This window comes from Clostridium porci (genome assembly GCF_009696375.1).
Classification (GTDB): Bacteria; Bacillota; Clostridia; order Lachnospirales; family Lachnospiraceae; genus Enterocloster; species Enterocloster porci.
Genome location: NZ_VUMD01000028.1, coordinates 14,158 through 32,295, shown reverse-complemented (window position 1 = coordinate 32,295; position 18,138 = coordinate 14,158). Strand labels below are relative to the sequence as shown.

The window sequence follows — 18,138 nt, the reverse complement described above, 5'->3', positions numbered from 1 at the left end:
ACAGGTTTGATTGTTTAGACAACGAAATCTACTAACCGATGGAACGCCGTGTGCGGTGAAAGTCGCATGCACGGTGTGAAGTGGGGGAAAAGCCTGAGATGATATCAGGGGCTTACCTATCACTATAGAACTCGGACTTCGTGTATATGTTAAACCAGGCAGCCGGTGACCGGGAAATCCTTGCAAAGAAACTGGGTATCTCCCCGCAGCAGCTCTCCTATGTGACACATTCAGGACCCGGCGAGGGGCTGATCTTCTACGGAAATGTGATTTTACCTTTCGTGGACCGGTTCCCGCAGGATACGGAGCTTTACCGCATTATGACGACAAAGCCGGAGGAAGTGAGTTAAAATTATCCTAAGGTAATACAAATAGACTTTTATAGGGAATGGAGGTATAATATGCACGAGGTGAACTGATATGAACACAACGATAATCGTTGCTCTTTTAGCGACGTTTACTGCCATTGTCACAGCCATTATTACTGATTTCTTAAACAAACGTAGTAAGCTGAAATTTGAAGAACGAAAATTAAAAGAGCAATACTATTTAGAATTTATTCATGCGTTAAGCGAAAATATGAATAACTCAGAGTCTGCGGAGGCAACCATAAGATATAACCATGCTTTCAATAATTTGACTATTATCGCAAGTCCTAAAGTTTTATCGTCTCTATATGAATTTGCAGACTTATTGATAAACCACCTAAAAAATAATAGTGTTGCTGATTACGAAACTCAATATACTAAAGCATTTACCAACCTAATCAAAGCAATGCGATCAGATTTGTATGGCAGCAAATCAAGCAAGGTTAATAAAGGATTGACCGAAATATATCTAATTAGTGGCATATTAAAATCTACTCCAACAGAATAGAAAGATTGTAGATTTAGCACTCATGTAAAGAGCATGGGTGCTATTTTTATGCCCAGAAATGAGGTGAATAAAATTTGTAAAATCAAACTGACCCATTTAAGCCTGTTCTCCGGTATCGGCGGTCTGGACCTGGCGGCGGAGGCTGCCGGCTTTGAAACGGTCTGCCAGTGTGAATGGGCGGATTATCCCTACGCCGTTTTAGAAAAGCACTGGCCGGACGTTCCGAAATTCAGGGATATAACCACTTTAACAAAGGAGGCATTTTTTGAAAAAACAGGACTTGAAACCGTCACGGTCATCTCCGGAGGCTTCCCCTGCCAGCCTTTCTCCACCGCAGGAAAGCAGAAAGGATTTGAGGATGAACGCTACCTGTGGCCGGAGATGTGCCGGGTTATTACAGAACTTAAGCCCCGTTTCGTGCTTGGGGAAAATGTTGCTGGCTTCATCAATATGGGGCTCGACAAAACGATCTTTGACCTGGCAAAAGCGGGATACGCTGTTCTCCCATTCGTATTTCCGGCTTGCGGTGTCGGCGCATGGCATGAGCGCCAGCGAACTTTTATCATCGCGGCTGATGTTTCCTACGCCCCTTGCCTCCGACAAGGGAACTGTAAAGGACGCCCAAAGCCTGGATGTGTACCTGTCGGACAATGGGATTTTCCGAAAGAAGAACAAAAGCGGGGCGATCTGGAGCCTGCCCCTGTCGGCTGCGGTGTTCTACCTGACGCCGGTAGCCTCGGACGGGTTCCGCTCTACCCTGAAACCATCTGCCTACGACCCGAAAAAGAAGAACGGGAACCTGGCAGCCCAGGTGATCTTCCAGGAAAATCCCCTCTCGGACAAGGCGGCCTTAAACCCGGACTGGGTGGAATGGCTTATGGGCTTCCCGAAAGGATGGACGGAGCTGTCCTCTGGAACAGGGAGCCGGAGGGAGTGCCCCGCATAACGGAGCAGACCAAAGACCGGGCGCTCCGCTTAAAGACCCTGGGGAATGCGGTCTGCCCTCCCCAGGCGTATCCTATCTTTCACTTTATGGCGGAGATACTGACCGGCAGGTGTAAAGAACATTGTATCTGGGAGGTGATGGAACATGAAACAGTATAAGCCCCGTGACAAGGTGACCCAGAAGATTACCCGTGAGGGTGCGGTGGAGGAAAACCAGACCACGGGCAAAAGCGAAAATATCAGTGGCAAAGAAAAGGAGGCGGATTTTTCCGGGAGGCTTCACTTTACCGAGGAAGATCGTGCCATGCCGGAACTGGACCGCTATATCCGCAAAGCGGAACAGGCGGCAGATAAAGCGGAGGCTGCCAGGGAGCGTATCCCAAAGAAGAAAAAGCTGACCCGTGAACGGCTCTATGATGAGGCAAAGGGCAAGGGCAAAACGAAACTCCGTTTTGAGGAAGTGGAAAAGCCCATGTCGGAAGTCGCAAAGACAAACCCTGTTTCCCGTCCGGTTTCCCTGGCGGGCCGCATGGTGGCGGGCAAAGCCCACGGCAAAATCCATGAAGTGGAAAAAGAAAATTCCGGCGTGGAGGCAGGGCACAGTATTGAACGGACCGGTGAGCGGGCTCTTTCCAAAGGTTCCGGTATGGCAAAGACCGCCCTCCGTAACTACCGCTTAAAGCCCTACCGGGAGGCTGCCAAAGCGGAACAGTCTCTCCATAAGGCCAATGTGAATTTCCAGTATCACAAGGTCCTATCGGAGAACCCAAACCTTTCCTCCAACCCGCTCTCCCGGTTCCTGCAGAAACAGAAGATCAAGCATAATTACGCTAAGGATGTGAAAAACGCTGGCAAAGCAGCCGGAAAAACCGGGCAGGCGGCAGGTACAGCCACAAAGAAAACCGCCCAGGCAGGGGAAAAAGGAGCCCGTTTTATTGCAAGGCATTGGAAAGGGGCTCTCCTGGTCCTGGCAATCGGGCTTCTTATCCTGGTACTGGCCGGCGGCATTTCCTCCTGCACCAATATGGTGATCGGCGGCCTGGGTGCTGTCACCGCCACCTCCTATCCGTCAGAAGAACAGGATATGAAAGCGGTGGAGGCGGCTTACACCGCTATGGAACAGGATTTACAGTATGAGCTTGACAACTACGAAAGCCTGAACCCAGGATATGATGAGTACCGCTTTGAGCTGGACGGTATCCACCATGACCCTCACGAACTGGCGGCTTATCTTTCCGCTTACTTTGGCGGAGCCTACACCACGGCGTCTGCACAAGGGCAGCTCCAAACGGTTTTTGACCTGCAGTATGAGCTTACCGAAACGGAAACGGAGGAAATCCGCTACCGCACCGAAACGAGGACCGACACCTGGACGGATGAGGATGGGAATACCCATAACGATACCTACGAGGTGGAAGTCCCCTATACTTACTACATTATGACCGTGACCTTAAAAAACCACGGTCTTTTTTATGTGGCGGAAGAAACCCTCACCGCAGAACAGCTTGAAATGTACCGGGCTTACCGGGACACCAGCGGAAATATGCCCCTGCTCTTTGGCGGCGGCTCATTCGACACCAGCCCATCCACCGATCTAAGCGGCGTGGAGTTTGTAAACGGCACCCGTCCGGGCAATCAGGAAATCATTGACCTGGCAAAAGCCCAGGTGGGAAATGTAGGCGGACAGCCTTACTGGTCCTGGTATGGATTTGACAGCCGTGTGGAATGGTGCGCCTGTTTCGTTTCCTGGTGTATCAACCAGGCGGGATACAGCGATCCGAGGTTCGCTGCCTGTGCCTCCCAGGGTGTTCCCTGGTTCAAGGAACACGGGCAATGGGCGGCAGGCAACTACACGGATGTAGCCCCCGGTGATGTGATCTTTTTCGACTGGGACGGCGGCGGTTCCGACCATGTAGGCCTTGTGATCGGAACAGACGGAACCAATGTTTATACCGTGGAGGGAAACAGCGGCGACGCCTGCAAGATTAAGAGCTACCCTCTTAACAGTCAGTATATCCACGGCTACGGCCTGATGAACTGGTAACAAATTTCAGAAAGGATGATATTTTTATGGCGACGATTGAGAAATACAGAAGTGAGATTGAAAAAGCGAAAGCTAAGATCGGCGAGCTGCAGAAGAAAGTCCGTGACCTGGAGCAGAAGATCGCCGAGGAAGAAAACCTGGAGATTGTCCGCATGGTTAAGGCAGTCAAGATGGACCGTGGAGAGCTGTCTGCTTTCCTGAAAGCCTATGCAAGCGGTGAGATCACCCTGCCGGAGGAGGATTACTCCGGAGAAACGGAGGAAACTGAAGATGAAGAATAAGAGAGTTTTCAGGAAGTTCCTGGTACTGGCAGCCGTTATGTTCTCCGTGACGGCTTTTTCTGTGACCGCCTATGCAGGTGGCGGAGAGGCGGTGGAACCCCCGCCTGCAGAAACACCCCCGGCAAAAACGGAACCCCCGCCGGAGCCTGTGCCGCTCACCCCGGAGGGCAACCTGTCCCTGGTAGATGATATAGAGTCGGCCGGCAGCGAGGATAAACAGTTTATCACCGTTACCAGCAAAAGCGGCAATACCTTTTACATTATCATTGACCGGGCGGCAGATGGAAAAAATACGGTCCACTTTTTGAACCAGGTGGATGAGGCGGACCTGCTGGCTCTCACCGAGGACAAAGAACCGCAGACAGCACCGGCGGTCTGCACCTGTGCGGAAAAATGCGAGGCCGGCAGTGTAAAGATGGACTGTGAAGTCTGCAAGAATGACCGTTCCGGATGTGTAGGCAAGGAAACGGCAGCCGAGGAACCTAAGGAAGAACCCAAAGAAAAAGGAGGACTTAATCCCGCCCTCATCCTCCTGCCCCTGCTTCTGATCGGTGGCGGCGGTGCGTTCTATTACTTCAAGTTCGTAAAGGGCAAATCCTCCACCAAAGGGAATGACGATCTGGGGGAATATGACTTTGAGGATGAATATGAGGATACCGAGGTTGAGTATCTGGACGACACACCAAAGGAGGATGAAAGCGTATGAAACTGATTATCGCTGAAAAACCCAGCGTAGCGGCGGCTTATGCCGCTGCCCTGGGTGCAAAGAATAAAAAAGACGGATACCTGGAGGGAAACGGTTATCTGGTGACCTGGTGTATCGGACACCTGGTATCCCTGGCAGAGGCGGGAGCCTACGAGGAACGCTACAAGAAATGGAACTATGAGGACCTGCCTATTCTCCCGGAAGTCTGGCAGCATGTGGTATCTCCCGGAAAGGAAAAGTAGTTTTCCATTGTAAAGTCCCTGATGGACCGCCCGGACGTGACGGAGCTGGTGAACGGCTGTGACGCCGGGCGTGAGGGAGAACTGATCTTCCGTCTGGCGGTGGAAATGGCCGGCTGCACAAAACCTGTCTGGCGGCTCTGGATTTCCTCTATGGAGGATACTGCCATCCGTGAGGGCTTTTCCAACCTGGAGCCGGGCAGCCGCTATGAACCGCTGTACCATTCGGCCCTGTGCCGTTCTAAGGCGGACTGGCTGATCGGCATTAACGCCACCCGCCTTTTTTCGGTCCTCTACCACAAGACCCTGAATGTAGGCCGCGTGCAGACGCCTACCCTGGCAATGTTGGCAGAGCGTGACGGAAAGATTATGCTCTTTCAGAAAAAGAAATACCATCATGTACGGCTGGACCTGAACGGTCTGGAGGCAGTAAGCGACAGGGTGGATGAAAAAGAGAAAGCGGTATCCATGCAGACGGCTTGCCAGAACAGGCAGGCCGTCTGTGTTTCCCTGGAACGGGAGAAAAAGACCGTCAAGCCCCCGAAACTCTATGACCTCACCACCTTGCAAAGGGAGGCGAACCGCCTCTTTGGGTTCACCGCGAAAGAGACTTTGGACTATGCCCAGGCACTCTATGAGAAAAAGCTGCTCACCTATCCGAGGACGGATAGCCGGTATCTCACCGGAGATATGGCGGAAACTGTTTCTGTGGTTGCCGGACTGGCCGCAGGGCTGCCCCTGTTTTCCTCCGTTGGTGGATTTACTCCTGATGTGGCGGCGGTGATTTCCGATAAGGATGTATCCGACCACCACGCCATTATCCCCACGCTGGAACTGGCAAAACAGGATATGTCCCTCCTGCCGGCCGGTGAACGGAGCCTGTTTACCCTGGTCTGCTGCAAACTGCTGTGTGCATTGGCAAAGTCCCATGTATATGAGACCGTTTCGGCGGTGTTCACCTGTGGGGAGTATACCTTTACCGCCAAAGGGAAAGAGATTATCTCCCAGGGCTGGAAAGAAATCTGGCAGGTGTTTGGTTCTTTCCTGAAAGAGAGACCGGCAGACGACCAGGAAGATACGGCGGTCCTCCCGGCGCTGACAAAGGGGCAGGTATTCGACCATGTGACCGCCACGGTAACGGAGCATTTCACAACGCCGCCCAAACCTTATACGGAGGATACCCTGCTGTCCGCTATGGAACACGCAGGAACAGAGGATATGCCGGATGATGTGGAGCGGAAAGGGCTTGGCACACCTGCCACCAGGGCCTCCATCATTGAAAAGCTGGTGTCCTCCGGCTTTGTGGAACGTAAGGGCAAGAACCTTATCCCCACCAGGAACGGTATCAACCTGGTAACGGTCCTCCCGGAAGTCCTGACCTCGCCCCAGCTCACCGCCGACTGGGAAAATAAGCTGTCCTTAGTGGCAAAGGGAAAACTTTCCCCGGAAACATTCATGGAGGGGATTGAAAGCATGGCAAAAGAACTGATCGCCCGCTACTCCCATATCTCCGAGGACAAGCAAAAGCTGTTTGCCCCGCAGAAAGAGTCTGTGGGTATCTGTCCCCGCTGCGGCCAGCCGGTCTTTGAGGGAAAGAAGAATTTTTACTGCGGAGACCGGGGCTGCGGCTTTGTTCTGTGGAAGAATGACCGTTTCTGGACTTCCCGCAGAAAAGAGCTGACAAAGAAGATGGCCGCCGATCTGCTCTCTAAAGGGAAAACCAAAGTCAAGGGGCTCTATTCCGAAAAGAAAGATACCACCTATGACGCGGTTATCGTGATGGAGGATACAGGCGGGAAGTATATCAACTTTAAGACCGAGTTCACCAAAGGGAAAGGAGGCCGCTAATGCAGGATAATTCCTCTGATTATATTTTCAAGGCGTATATCACCAACACGGCTGCCTATGACAGCGGAGAACGTGACAATGCCGGAACCTGGCTCTATTTCCCGGCAAATGCAGAGGAAATCACCGCTGCCTTTACAGAGATTGGACTGCCGATCTCTGCTACACCGGATATGTATTTCTTTGATGATTATGTCTCGGATGTACCGGGGCTTAGGCTGGCTCTCCCCATGTACGCTCATGTGGATGATCTGGCAATGCTGGCACAGGAACTTTCCGATCTGCCCGACCATGAATTTAACAAGCTGATGGCCGTCCAGGAAACACCCCTGCGGCTGACGGACTTTGAGCAGTTCAAAGAGTATCCCCACAACTTTGATTATTTCATCCTCATTCCGGGGATGAACAGTGATGAGGCTCTGGGCCGCTACCAGCTCTATGAGAGCGGCATGGTAGAAATGCCGGAGGTGTGGAAAGCCGGCATTGACCCGGAGGCTTTCGGTCGCAAAGTCCGGGAACAGGACAACGGATATTTCACGGATAAGGGGTATGTCCTCTTATCCGGGGATGAATGGGAGCGGGAAAAACCTACGGTGAAACAGGACAAGGAGGTCAAACCCTCCGTCAAGGATTTTTTGAAACAAGCAAAGAAAGAATGTGCCGCCCGTGAGGTGCTGCCGCCAAAGGCAGACAAACACGGGCCGGAACTGTAAGGAGGTGCAATTATATGGGATACAGCCATGACAGCGAATTTCCGTTTGCAGCATTTATCACAAACCTGGGAAAGTACAACGAGGGCGAGCTTGTGGGGGAATGGGTAAAGTTCCCTACTACCCCGGAAAAGCTGCAGGAAGTATTTGAGCGTATTGGTATTGGTTCTGCGGATGATTTCGGCAATCCCTATGAGGAATGGTTCATCACGGACTATGACTGCTATGTAGATGGGCTCTATAACCTCTTAGGGGAATATGAGAACCTGGATGAGCTCAACTACCTGGCTTCCAAACTGGAAGAACTGGGCGAGTCGGAATATGAACACTTCCAGGCCGCCATGGAGATCAGCGACTACACCGGCAGCATAAAAGACCTGATCAACCTGACCGATAATCTGGATAAATATGATGTGTACCCCGGCATTGACGACTACGACGATCTGGGCCGGTATTACATTGACGAGCTGGGAACCATGCAGGTGCCGGAGTACCTGCAGAACTATATCGACTATGAGGCATACGGGCGTGATATTGCCCTGGGAGACACGGGAGCTTTCACCGATTACGGTTATGTGTATGACAATCAGAGCCGCTTTGAGGAATATTATGACGGAGACCGCGAGAACATCCCGGAGGAATACCGTGTGATGGTCTCCCCGGAGGATGTGGAGGAACTGGAACCTGACTTTGATCGCCTGGATGTATCGACGGAACTTGCCCTCGATCTGGATTTACATTTCCGGGGATATAGCGCCGATTATGAGCAGGCGTTCCCCAAAGAGCAGGTACAGAGGGAGGCGATCGCTGACGCCCTCCTTGACGGGAACACTTCCCTTATCAAAACCGAGCTTCTTAATATGAGCCGTGAAATGGACCTTAGGGAGGAAACTGCTCCATTGATCGGGCGGCTTACCGATTATGAAAAGGAATATGGTATCAGCACCTACACCGTGTACCAGCTAAAAGAGGGGGAAGAACTTCACCCATATCGCTTTGAGGGCAGCGAGTATCTGGCGGCTGCCGGGCTTTCCATTGACCGGGCCAACTATGAGGCGGTCTACGCTGCCCCGCTCACCCCTGGGGAGAACCTGGAAAGCATTTATACTGATCTGAACATCCACCGCCCGGATAACTTCCGGGGGCATAGCCTTTCTGTATCGGATGTGGTAGTCCTGCAGGAATATGGAAAAGAGACCGCCCATTTCTGTGACCGCTTTGGATACAAGGAGGTACCGGAGTTTTTGGAACAGCAACCAGAAAAGGCGGAGCTGGATATGGGGCAGATCACCTTTTATACAGCGGAGTGTATGGAGTTTCCCTCTTTAGGAGAATACCATAACAACCTGACCCTGCAGGAGGCAGTCACCACATACCAGGCAATCCCGGCAGACCGGCTTCACGGCATAAAAGGTATCGGCTTCACCCTGGAGGATGGCAGCATGTACAGCGGTATGGAGTATCCCCTGGTACAGGGAAACCGTCTTGATCTGGACACCCTCTGCCTGATAGAACACTTTAAGGATAGCCCTCTTGTCCAGGCGGCGGTAGTCGATCTGGTAAAAACCCTCCCTAATCTGACCGTGGATGATCGGGAGAATTTTCTGCTTATGCTGACAGACCCAGAGAACCATCTGAAAAATGCGGAGGTCCAGGTAGAGGACGATTATGGTATGATCGACGGTATCATCAACAACGGGGAACGGGCAAAGGACAAGGAGCCGGGAATGGATAAGCCCTCTGTCCTGGGGCAGCTCTCCCAGGCCAAAAAGGAATGTGCCGAGCGAAAGCCCCCGGAGATCGGCAAGCCCGGAAAGGACGGACCGGAACTATGAGCCGAAGTAAAAAATGGAAACAGGAATGGAGCTTCTTTCTTGGGGAAAACGGTAGGCGGCAGTACAACAAAATCTGCAGAAAATGTATCCATAGCTGCAAGCAGAGTTTCCGGGCTGGAATTGTTACCTGTCCTTTCTACCAGACAGATAGGACAAAAAAGAGGCAGGAAAAGGGTTGAAAACAGGGGATTTCTTCGCCTCTAAGGGGCTTGAAATACATAGGTAATAGGATTTGTCCTCTGCCTCTCTATGGCTCAAAAGGATAGGAAAAAGTGTCGATTTTCGCCACTTTTCCAGACACAAAAACAGGAGTACAGTTACCGCTTGCGTGGTGGTGGCTGTACTCCTTATTTTTTATGCTCTTATTCTCTTTTATCCAGGCAGGAAAGAAAGGATGGATGTCCGCAGTCGCAGGCGCTGTGGGAATGTGTATAACTGGCCGTATCATGGAACTGTGGGAAACAGCGTTTGCAGGATGTGGGAAAGTCCCGGCTTTTCCATGTGCTGCAAACGCCGTTTTCCATCGGTGGAATGGTCTGTTATGCACATTTCCACGGTGCAATTCTAATTAAGTCTAATATCTTTCAATGTATATATTTCGAGTCCTTTCATTTGAGATATTATCCTTTTTGCTTTTCTATAAACATCTGCTTGAAAGTTTTCTGTTATTACCGCATCTACATAAGGTATAATAGAGCTAATCTGAATATCCATTACATCATTTGCTTTAAGACTTTTTTGAGTTTGAAAAATGCGGACAAATTGAGAATATTCCATCACTCTTGAGGCTGGCAGCTGTGAAATATCAATATCTTCTGGTACTACAATACCAAAATTCATTAAATCCTTTATAATGGTTTCTCTTTCGTGAGCCCTATAAAATTTTTCATCAATCATGTTCAATGGCAAGTGTTGAGCCTTTAACATAATTTCTGTACTTTTTCTTTTATCTTCCCATGCCTTAGCTATAGCAGGAAATTGTTTTACTTCCAAAGCAATATTATTCATTAAAACTGGCTGCTCTGCCAATTTCACAAAAAATTTTTTGCAATTATAATTATCTTTAGAAACATACGGTGTAAAAGCATTGGCAATTTGATTATCAATTATAAAGCTCTGTTCTGTAAAGTAACACTCGACTTCCTTTTGAAATATACTTTTAACTGGAAATATCATAAGGCAAGGAATGATTGAGAAAAATTCTAAAAACTTCTCATAAATATCTTGATAGGGCATAAGTTCGATTACATTATAAATTGAAAAACAAGGTGCATATTTATTTTGTTGCTCATTAAAAAATTTTTCTAAAAATCCTTTCCCTGACAAGTTAACATTCATCACAATTTCTCTAATAGCATTTGTATCAAGTAATATCAATTTATATGTATTAGAACCTATCTGCATCTTTTTTCCTCCGACATCTGCTCTGTTCTTCAGGTGGGATACAATTTGTACCCCACCTGAAAAATTTTCCTTTGTAAATTATATCATGTATGTTTCTGTGTTTCAATGAACGCTCACCCTCGTTCCTTGTTCTTCTCCCGTTCTTCCTTTTGCGGAGCAGATAAGAGCTGGTCCACATTCCGCTTGATGGTATCCAGTTCCCTGGCCTCGGTCCTGATCTTCTGATAGTCCCCATACTCCTGCTGTTTCTCTGTGGTGAGGAAGTCCATCTCTTTTTTCAAGGCAGCAACATCCGGCAGCTTTTGAACACCTATCTGTTTGAGGGCTTTGGCAGCACTCTCAAAGAGGATGATCTGGCTTTCCTGCCCTCGCAGAAATTTCTCCTTGTCGGAAGATTTCCTGTACCGCTCATAGATTGGTCTGTTTTCCCGATAGGTGGAGACATGCTTTATCAGCAGACCGATCTCACCTATCCTCTGTTCCTTTACCTTAATGGAGGACAGGAGTCGGTCCTGCTCAGCCATCACTTCATCAACCTTACCCTGTAACTGCTCATAGTGGGTAATGCCGTGTTCCGTAAGGAAATTGAATGTGCGGGCAGCCTCCTTTAGATTGTTGATCTTCGCCCAGTGTGCGTACCCGGCACTTTCCTGGGCTTTGAGATTATTCTGTATGTCAATGAGCAGACTAATCTTCTGATCGCCTAACTTCGGCTGCTTAGACGGACGGGGAGCTCCGGCAATTCTGGAGATAACGGCTTCCTCCGTGTAATCTACGCCCAGAGTTTTCAGACGGGTAAACCGTTCCTGTCCCGTGGCTCTGCAGGAAATGTACTTGCCCCGCTTGATCTCGTATCCCTCTGTCTCCAGCCTTTTCAGCAGTTCCTCAAAATCGGATACCTGGGGAATGAGCCGGTCAATGGCTGTTTTCAATTTCGCTTTATAGCTGGTTCCCGTTTTCTCGGCGGTATGCTCAATGTAGCTCTTTCCTTTGTCCTGCCCCGGCACGATCACGGACAGACCATATTCCTTGCATAGTCGGTCGCTGGTGCGGCGGATGAAATGATAGCTCCGCTTGTTGGAGTGGTACTTCCGATAATCCACAAAACTGACAGAGTTAAAAATGATGTGATTATGAATATGCCCCTTGTCTATGTGGGTCGTGAGGACAAATTCATACTTGCCGCCCAGCACTTCCTTTGCCAGCTTCATGCCGATCTCATGGGCCTGTTCCGGCGTGACCTCCCCAGGAGAAAATGCCTGTATCAGGTGGCGGCCCAGGTTTGTGCCCTTGTCTATGGCATGGCGGCGGGTCCAGGAAAATTCTATGTCGGCGGTTTCTGCAGAACACCCAAAGGAAGATACCAGGAGGGTATCATCTGTTTTCCCCGGATTGCAGATATAGGCTATGGTCTTGTTCAGCGTTGTTTTGATAGGATGTGTCTTTGTAACTGCCATATCTCATCCTGCCTTTCCCTAATCTCCTGAATGTCCGCCACATAGGCGGGACCTCCCACATTGAGCCGCTTTGCAATCTGGTTGATGTTCCGGCTGATGGCTGACAGGATTTTGTTCATCTCCTTTATGTCCGTGGTGTCGGTGTAGATGATGTATCCGTCAATCGCCATCTTCCGAAGATACGCCCCATACCGCTGTGTAGGGAGCTGCTTCATCTTTTCATCTATCAGCCCTTTTTCCTCGGCTGTCACCCAGAATTTCATCTGGATATTTCTCTTTCGGTTCGCCATCGGTTTCCTCCGTTCTTCTAAGGGTTTGGGATTATCCCAACAAGCATTTTTCATTTTCGGGCAAGGGACCTGAAAAATGGAAAAATCGCAAACGGGTACTCGTTTGCTGTGCTTGCTGTTCTTTAGTCTTTCGTACTTGTGTAACCCTCAAAACCTCGATTTGGCTACCCAAAAAGGCAAGAAAAAACACTATGAGAGCAGATTTCCCATAGTGTTTCTATACTTCTGTTTTGTTGTGCCGGAGGGTTATTCTTCCTCCTGGTTTGCCTCCTGTATGCCTTTGGCCGTGGCGGTAATGATCGTTAGTTCCTTACTTCCCATCTCATCCAGCAGGCTGTCAAGCTGCCGACGCTGGGTAGACTTATCCACTTCCTTGTCCGGGAAGAAGAACTGATCGACGGAGACCTCTAAAAATGTCACCAGCTCATAGAAGATTTGCAGGCTTGGATGTTGCCCGCTGTTTTCTATGGACGCAATATACCGTGGGGCAATCCCCATCTTATCCGCTAACTGGTTTCTTGATATTCCTTTGGCTTTTCGTGCGGCCTTGATAGCGGCACCGAACGCCTTAAAATCGTAAATTTCTGTTGTTCGTTTCATGCTTACTTCACCCAACTACATTTTACCGTTCACCTTTCTTCTAAGATATGAGTATACATATCATAGTATTGACTGAAATAGAGCATAAAATCCAAAACATGCCATTTACTTGTCAAGTTTATGCGGTATAATATAGTTGGGAGGGAAATTACATGGAACAGAGCAGATTATTCAAGATAGTGTATCACTTATTGGAAAAAGGAAAATCAACCGCCCCAGAATTAGCTGAAAAATTTGAAGTTTCAATAAGGACAATATACCGGGATTTGGATGCGATTAGTGCCGCTGGTATTCCGATTTATACTACACAAGGAAAAGGCGGTGGCATATTCATTATGCAGGATTTCGTGTTAAATAAGTCCATATTATCGGAACAGGAAAAAGAACAAATTTTAATGGCGTTGCAAGGTATCTCTATCACAGAGCATAACCAAACAGACGAATTGCTTATGAAATTAGGTGGGCTTTTTCAATCTAAAGTTACAAATTGGATTGAAGTTGATTTTTCAGAATGGTATAAAAACACACCTAACTATGACGTGTTCAACCTCATTAAAAATGCGATCTTCAATCAATACATAATTACTTTTTCTTATTTTGCACGAGAGGGAAATTACTCAAATCGTACTGTTGAACCTATAAAATTGATTTTCAAAAATAAGGACTGGTATCTATATGGATTTTGTCTTTTGAGAAATGACTTTCGCTTTTTTAAGCTAACCCGTATAAAAGAATTGAAAATTTTATCAGACACATTCAAACATGAAGTAAAGAATATCCCAGAAATAGAAACGGTAATTAAGCATAATAATTTTATCCCTGCAAAATTGAGATTTTCTCCAAAAGCTGCATTTCGTGTTTATGATGAATTTACTGACAATATATCGAAAGATAATCAAGGAAATTTATATGTGAATATTGACTTGCCGGATAATGAAACTCTGTTTAGTTATATACTTTCTTTTGGGGACAATGTTGAAATTTTAGAACCTGATTATTTGCGGGAGAGCATGAAAGAAAAATTAACTCTTATGTTGGAAAAATATATAACGTGACATAGGTTGTCAAGTTACCTGTGCTATTCTATCATTGTAAGGAGGCGATTTTATGAAATATGAATGGAAAAGGCAAGAGAAAGAATTTTACGGAGCGAAAAAATCTCCGACATTAGTAACTGTCCCGGTGCAAAATTATATTATGATAAGCGGAAAAGGCAATCCGAACGATAGTGATTTTTCAAATCGTGTTTCAGCCCTGTACTCTTTGGCGTATGCAATTAAAATGGCATATAAGGCTGCGGCCACACAAAATGAGTTTGACGATTTTACAGTTTTTCCTTTAGAGGGAATTTGGCAGAACATCGAAGAAACAGAACTTGTCAAAGAAAATTTAGAATATACCATTATGATACGGCAGCCGGAGTTTATTTGTAAAGATATGGTAAAAGCTGCGTTGGAACGAGTAAAATTAAAGAAATCCAATCCTCTATTGGATGAAATTAGTTTTGACACAATGCAGGACGGAAAGTGTGTTGAGATATTGCATATCGGCACATTTGATGATGAACCTATTTCCTTTGAGAAAATGGAGCAATTTATGTTATCAAATAATCTGGAACGCACAAAAAGCTACCATAGAGAAATTTACTTGAACAATGCTAACCTGGTAGAAAAAAGCAAACTCAAAACCATTTTACGCTATGCGGTAAAATGATTTTGAGGCGAGGATATAGTTATGCACTATGTAAATGCGAAAAGTATCTTATCAGCCCAAAATGGAATGAATTTATATCGTGGTTGCTCGCACGGTTGTATATACTGCGACTCACGCAGTAAATGCTATCATATCGAACACGATTTTGAGGACATTGAAATTAAGGCAAATGCTATTGAACTGTTAGAAAATTCCCTTAAACGAAAACGAAAAAAATGTATGTTAGGTACAGGCTCTATGACAGACCCATATATCCCGCTTGAAAGCAAGATTGGGAATGTTCGTAAGGCATTGGCGTTAGCTGATCAATATGGGTTTGGTTTCACACTGATAACTAAATCTAACCGGGTATTACGAGATTTAGACCTATTGAAGTCTATCAATGATAAAACAAAATGTGTTGTGCAAATGACGCTAACCACCTACGATGAAAACTTGTGCAAAAAAATTGAGCCAAATGTAAGTACAACAAAAGAACGGTTTGAAGTTCTGAAAAAGCTGAATGAAGTAGGCATTCCCACTGTCGTTTGGCTTTGTCCTATTCTTCCTTTTATCAATGATACAGAAGAAAACATCAGAGGAATTTTACAATATTGCATTGAGGCAAAAGTTTACGGCGTGATTTGCTTCGGAATGGGTTTAACGCTTCGTGAGGGAAACAGAGAGTATTTTTATAACCAGTTAGACCGATTGTTCCCGCACATGAAAGAAAAATACATTCGTACTTATGGTATGCAATATCAACTAAGCAGTCCAAAACACAATGAACTTATGAAATTATTTCATCAAGTATGTGAGGACAGAGGTATTATGCACGACAACTCAAAAATATTTGAGTATCTATACAACTTTGAAGAAAAGAATAACCCTGTCCAATTAAATCTGTTTGATTAACTTTCAAACAATAGCCGCCCAACGGTAAATAAAAAACCGTTGTTTCAGAACTACTTTCAAAACACGCAAGAATTATTAAAACATTATTTATCCACTTTGTTATTATGTTCAATGGAAAGGAGGGAACACAAATGGGCAATCAATCAGTCATCAGCATAGAGGCAGTTATTGACTACATCGAAAGTCATCTTGACGGCAAACTGGAATTAGAAACGGTTGCGGAGGCTGTTCACTATTCAAAATATTATTTGCACCGACTATTTACCGACACCGTAGGAATGACAATCCATGATTATGTGCAACGCCGACAGCTTACAGAGGCGGCAAAGCTCCTGATCTTTTCGGATAAGCCTATTATCGAAATTGCTTTTATCTGCGGATATGAGAGCCAGCAGTCTTTTTCATTGGCTTTTAAGGCTATGTATAAATCACCACCCGCAGAGTACCGTGAAAAACGGAGTTTTTACCCTTTGCAATTACGCTTTACCCTACATCAGAAAATGGCGGCTATGGAATTTACAATGCAGGATATTCGTTTAGCTAAAAAAGAAGATATTTCCGATTGGATGAATTTAATGCGGCTCGTTATTGATGGGTATCCTGTGATGGATGAAGATGATTACTTGGCTAAACTGGAAGAAAGTATTGATGAAAAGCGTGCGCTTGTGTTAAGAGATAGAAATATTCTCATTGGAGCAATGGCATTTATCTATTCTCCAGGCAGTATAGAATTTCTTGGAGTGCATCCGCAATATCGTAATCGTGGACTTCAAAGATTATTTCTGGATACTTTGTTGGAAATATATCTGCCGGGGAAAGAAATAAGCACAACAACCTATCGAAAGCAGGACAAAGCAGATACAGGCCACCGGGATATGTTATTACAACTTGGCTTTGCTGAAAAAGAATTGCTGACAGAGTTTGGTTACCCTACACAACGCTTTGTGCTCCCTCCTAAAAAACAGGAGGATATGTAAAATGGATGACACACAGCACACCGGCTGGCAGAAAAGAATACTTCTTTTCTTGACCAGTCAATGTATTACACTTTTTGGCTCTACACTTGTTCAGATGGCACTTGTTTGGTATGCGACCATGCAAACATCCAGCGGGGCGTGGGTTGCCGCATTTACAGTCTGTTCCTATCTGCCGCAATTTCTCATTTCGTTTGTAGGCGGCGTATGGGCAGACCGATACCATAGGAAAAAATTGATTATAGGCGCAGATATGCTGATTGCATTTGCCACTTTCATAATGGTATTGGCAATTCCACATCTTTCATCGGAGCCTACTCTGCTTGGCGGCTTGCTTGTTATGTCGGTCATTCGATCTTTAGGAGCAGGAATACAAACTCCAGCAGTCAATGCTGTTATCCCACAACTTGTTCCGGAAGATCAGCTTATGCGGTACAACGGCATCAATGCAACCATGCAGTCTATTGTCAATTTTGCGGCTCCGGCGGCGGCAGGCGCAGTTTTTGCAATCAGTACATTACAAACAACGCTTATGATAGACATTGTAACAGCGATCTTGGGAACGCTCCTATTGTCCTGTCTGGTACTTCCGAAACAGAATACTTCCACCCGGAAAGCAAGTGTCTTATCTGACATGAAAATTGGCATCAAATATGCTTTTTCAGACAAGCTGATCGGGAAACTTTTAATCATTTATGGGCTGTTCACTTTCTTTTGTGTTCCAGCAGGTTATCTTGCAGGACTGCTTGTCCGCCGGGTATTCGGTGATACTTACTGGTATCTTACCGCGGTAGAAGTAGTCGGGTTTGCAGGCATGATGGCAGGCGGAGTTGTTATGAGCACCTGGGGAGGATTTAAGAGTCGGGGGAAAACTCTATCAGTCGGACTTTTGGCGTTTGGTTCTTTTGCAATCGGAATGGGCCTCTCACAGAATTTTATTCTCTATCTTAGCTTGATGGTATTTTACGGAGTTGCATTGACGATGGTGCAAACAGCAATTACCACTATGCTGCAAGAAAAAACAGACACATCTATGCAAGGGCGTGTCTTTGGATTACTCGGAACAATGTACTCCGGCTTTTTGCCGATTGGTATGGCTATGTTTGGCCCATTAGCGGATATTCTTCCTTTACAGTGGATTATGATTGGATCAGGTATTGCGCTTATTATAATTTCGGGTGTCACTTATTTTAACCGAGAACTCAAAGCAATCCAAATGGAAACAACCGCCCAACGGGATAATAAAAAAACCGTTGTTTTGGCGGCTGGGTATCTGTGCGCCTAAACAAAATACAAGTAGCCTTACGGCGGTTTTGAAATAACAA

General features: G+C 46.6%; 17 protein-coding genes and 2 pseudogenes. 15 read left to right on the top strand and 4 right to left on the bottom strand.

The genetic code is table 11. From position 1 onward, the window contains the following. Positions 1 to 128 precede the first annotated feature (128 nt). The 10 genes and pseudogenes from FYJ39_RS19125 to FYJ39_RS19080 all read left to right on the top strand — a co-directional run. Positions 129 to 350 (top strand): annotated as a pseudogene (locus tag FYJ39_RS19125) (hypothetical protein); the annotation flags it as partial. 70 nt (positions 351 to 420) lie between these two features. Next, positions 421 to 876 carry a hypothetical protein gene (locus tag FYJ39_RS19120; RefSeq protein WP_154473934.1) on the top strand — a complete coding sequence of 152 codons (456 nt, stop codon included), beginning with the start codon at positions 421 to 423 and terminating at the stop codon, positions 874 to 876. 48 nt (positions 877 to 924) lie between these two features. Continuing rightward, a complete protein-coding gene (locus FYJ39_RS19115; protein ID WP_154473933.1) occupies positions 925 to 1,980 on the top strand; it encodes a DNA cytosine methyltransferase in 1,056 nt (351 codons plus the stop codon). Positions 1,981 to 2,125: 145 nt separating this feature from the next. Further along, a complete protein-coding gene (locus FYJ39_RS19110) occupies positions 2,126 to 3,865 on the top strand; it encodes a CD1108 family mobile element protein (protein WP_456236701.1) in 1,740 nt (579 codons plus the stop codon). 26 nt (positions 3,866 to 3,891) lie between these two features. Further along, complete coding sequence (locus tag FYJ39_RS19105) at positions 3,892 to 4,146, top strand: DUF4315 family protein (protein ID WP_154473931.1); 255 nt, start codon at positions 3,892 to 3,894, stop codon at positions 4,144 to 4,146. Continuing rightward, complete coding sequence (locus FYJ39_RS19100; RefSeq protein WP_154473930.1) at positions 4,136 to 4,852, top strand: DUF4366 domain-containing protein; 717 nt, start codon at positions 4,136 to 4,138, stop codon at positions 4,850 to 4,852. The genes FYJ39_RS19105 and FYJ39_RS19100 overlap by 11 nt, the downstream gene beginning before the upstream one ends. Further along, positions 4,849 to 6,939: pseudogene (locus FYJ39_RS19095) on the top strand (DNA topoisomerase 3). Before FYJ39_RS19100 ends, FYJ39_RS19095 begins: the two are co-directional and overlap by 4 nt. Next, complete coding sequence (locus FYJ39_RS19090) at positions 6,939 to 7,649, top strand: antirestriction protein ArdA (RefSeq protein WP_154473929.1); 711 nt, start codon at positions 6,939 to 6,941, stop codon at positions 7,647 to 7,649. The pseudogene FYJ39_RS19095 and the gene FYJ39_RS19090 overlap by 1 nt, the downstream one beginning before the upstream one ends. Positions 7,650 to 7,663: 14 nt before the next feature. Beyond that, entirely contained in the window at positions 7,664 to 9,481 is a 1,818-nt protein-coding gene (locus FYJ39_RS19085) for an antirestriction protein ArdA (protein ID WP_154473928.1), read from the top strand. Positions 9,482 to 9,875: 394 nt separating this feature from the next. Then, positions 9,876 to 10,049, top strand: coding sequence for a hypothetical protein (locus FYJ39_RS19080; RefSeq protein ID WP_154473927.1), 174 nt, complete (start codon positions 9,876 to 9,878; stop codon positions 10,047 to 10,049). Here FYJ39_RS19080 and FYJ39_RS19075 read toward each other — a convergent pair. The 4 genes from FYJ39_RS19075 to FYJ39_RS19060 form a co-directional block, all read right to left on the bottom strand. Then, positions 10,046 to 10,885: a hypothetical protein gene (locus FYJ39_RS19075; RefSeq protein WP_154473926.1), complete on the bottom strand. Its 840-nt coding sequence runs from the start codon at positions 10,883 to 10,885 to the stop codon at positions 10,046 to 10,048. The genes FYJ39_RS19080 and FYJ39_RS19075 overlap by 4 nt on opposite strands. A gap of 113 nt (positions 10,886 to 10,998) precedes the next feature. Then, a complete protein-coding gene (locus FYJ39_RS19070; RefSeq protein ID WP_154473925.1) occupies positions 10,999 to 12,342 on the bottom strand; it encodes a relaxase/mobilization nuclease domain-containing protein in 1,344 nt (447 codons plus the stop codon). Continuing rightward, on the bottom strand, positions 12,303 to 12,632 hold the full coding sequence (locus tag FYJ39_RS19065; protein WP_154473924.1) for a plasmid mobilization protein: 330 nt from the start codon (positions 12,630 to 12,632) through the stop codon (positions 12,303 to 12,305). The genes FYJ39_RS19070 and FYJ39_RS19065 overlap by 40 nt, the downstream gene beginning before the upstream one ends. A gap of 246 nt (positions 12,633 to 12,878) precedes the next feature. After that, positions 12,879 to 13,232 carry a helix-turn-helix domain-containing protein gene (locus FYJ39_RS19060; RefSeq protein ID WP_154473923.1) on the bottom strand — a complete coding sequence of 118 codons (354 nt, stop codon included), beginning with the start codon at positions 13,230 to 13,232 and terminating at the stop codon, positions 12,879 to 12,881. Between the two features lie 152 nt (positions 13,233 to 13,384). Between FYJ39_RS19060 and FYJ39_RS19055 the strand changes: the two genes are divergently transcribed. The 5 genes from FYJ39_RS19055 to FYJ39_RS19035 all read left to right on the top strand — a co-directional run bounded on the left by FYJ39_RS19055 (position 13,385) and on the right by FYJ39_RS19035 (position 18,098). Beyond that, entirely contained in the window at positions 13,385 to 14,287 is a 903-nt protein-coding gene (locus FYJ39_RS19055) for a helix-turn-helix transcriptional regulator (protein WP_154473922.1), read from the top strand. Positions 14,288 to 14,339: 52 nt separating this feature from the next. Then, positions 14,340 to 14,945, top strand: coding sequence for a GyrI-like domain-containing protein (locus FYJ39_RS19050; protein ID WP_154473921.1), 606 nt, complete (start codon positions 14,340 to 14,342; stop codon positions 14,943 to 14,945). A gap of 21 nt (positions 14,946 to 14,966) precedes the next feature. Further along, a complete protein-coding gene (locus FYJ39_RS19045; protein WP_154473920.1) occupies positions 14,967 to 15,839 on the top strand; it encodes an SPL family radical SAM protein in 873 nt (290 codons plus the stop codon). A gap of 131 nt (positions 15,840 to 15,970) precedes the next feature. Further along, a complete protein-coding gene (locus FYJ39_RS19040) occupies positions 15,971 to 16,816 on the top strand; it encodes a GNAT family N-acetyltransferase (protein WP_154473919.1) in 846 nt (281 codons plus the stop codon). A 1-nt stretch (position 16,817) separates the two neighbouring features. Continuing rightward, positions 16,818 to 18,098 (top strand): MFS transporter, encoded by a 1,281-nt coding sequence (locus FYJ39_RS19035; RefSeq protein WP_235919895.1) that lies wholly within the window; start codon positions 16,818 to 16,820, stop codon positions 18,096 to 18,098. The last annotated feature ends 40 nt before the right edge of the window (positions 18,099 to 18,138 follow it).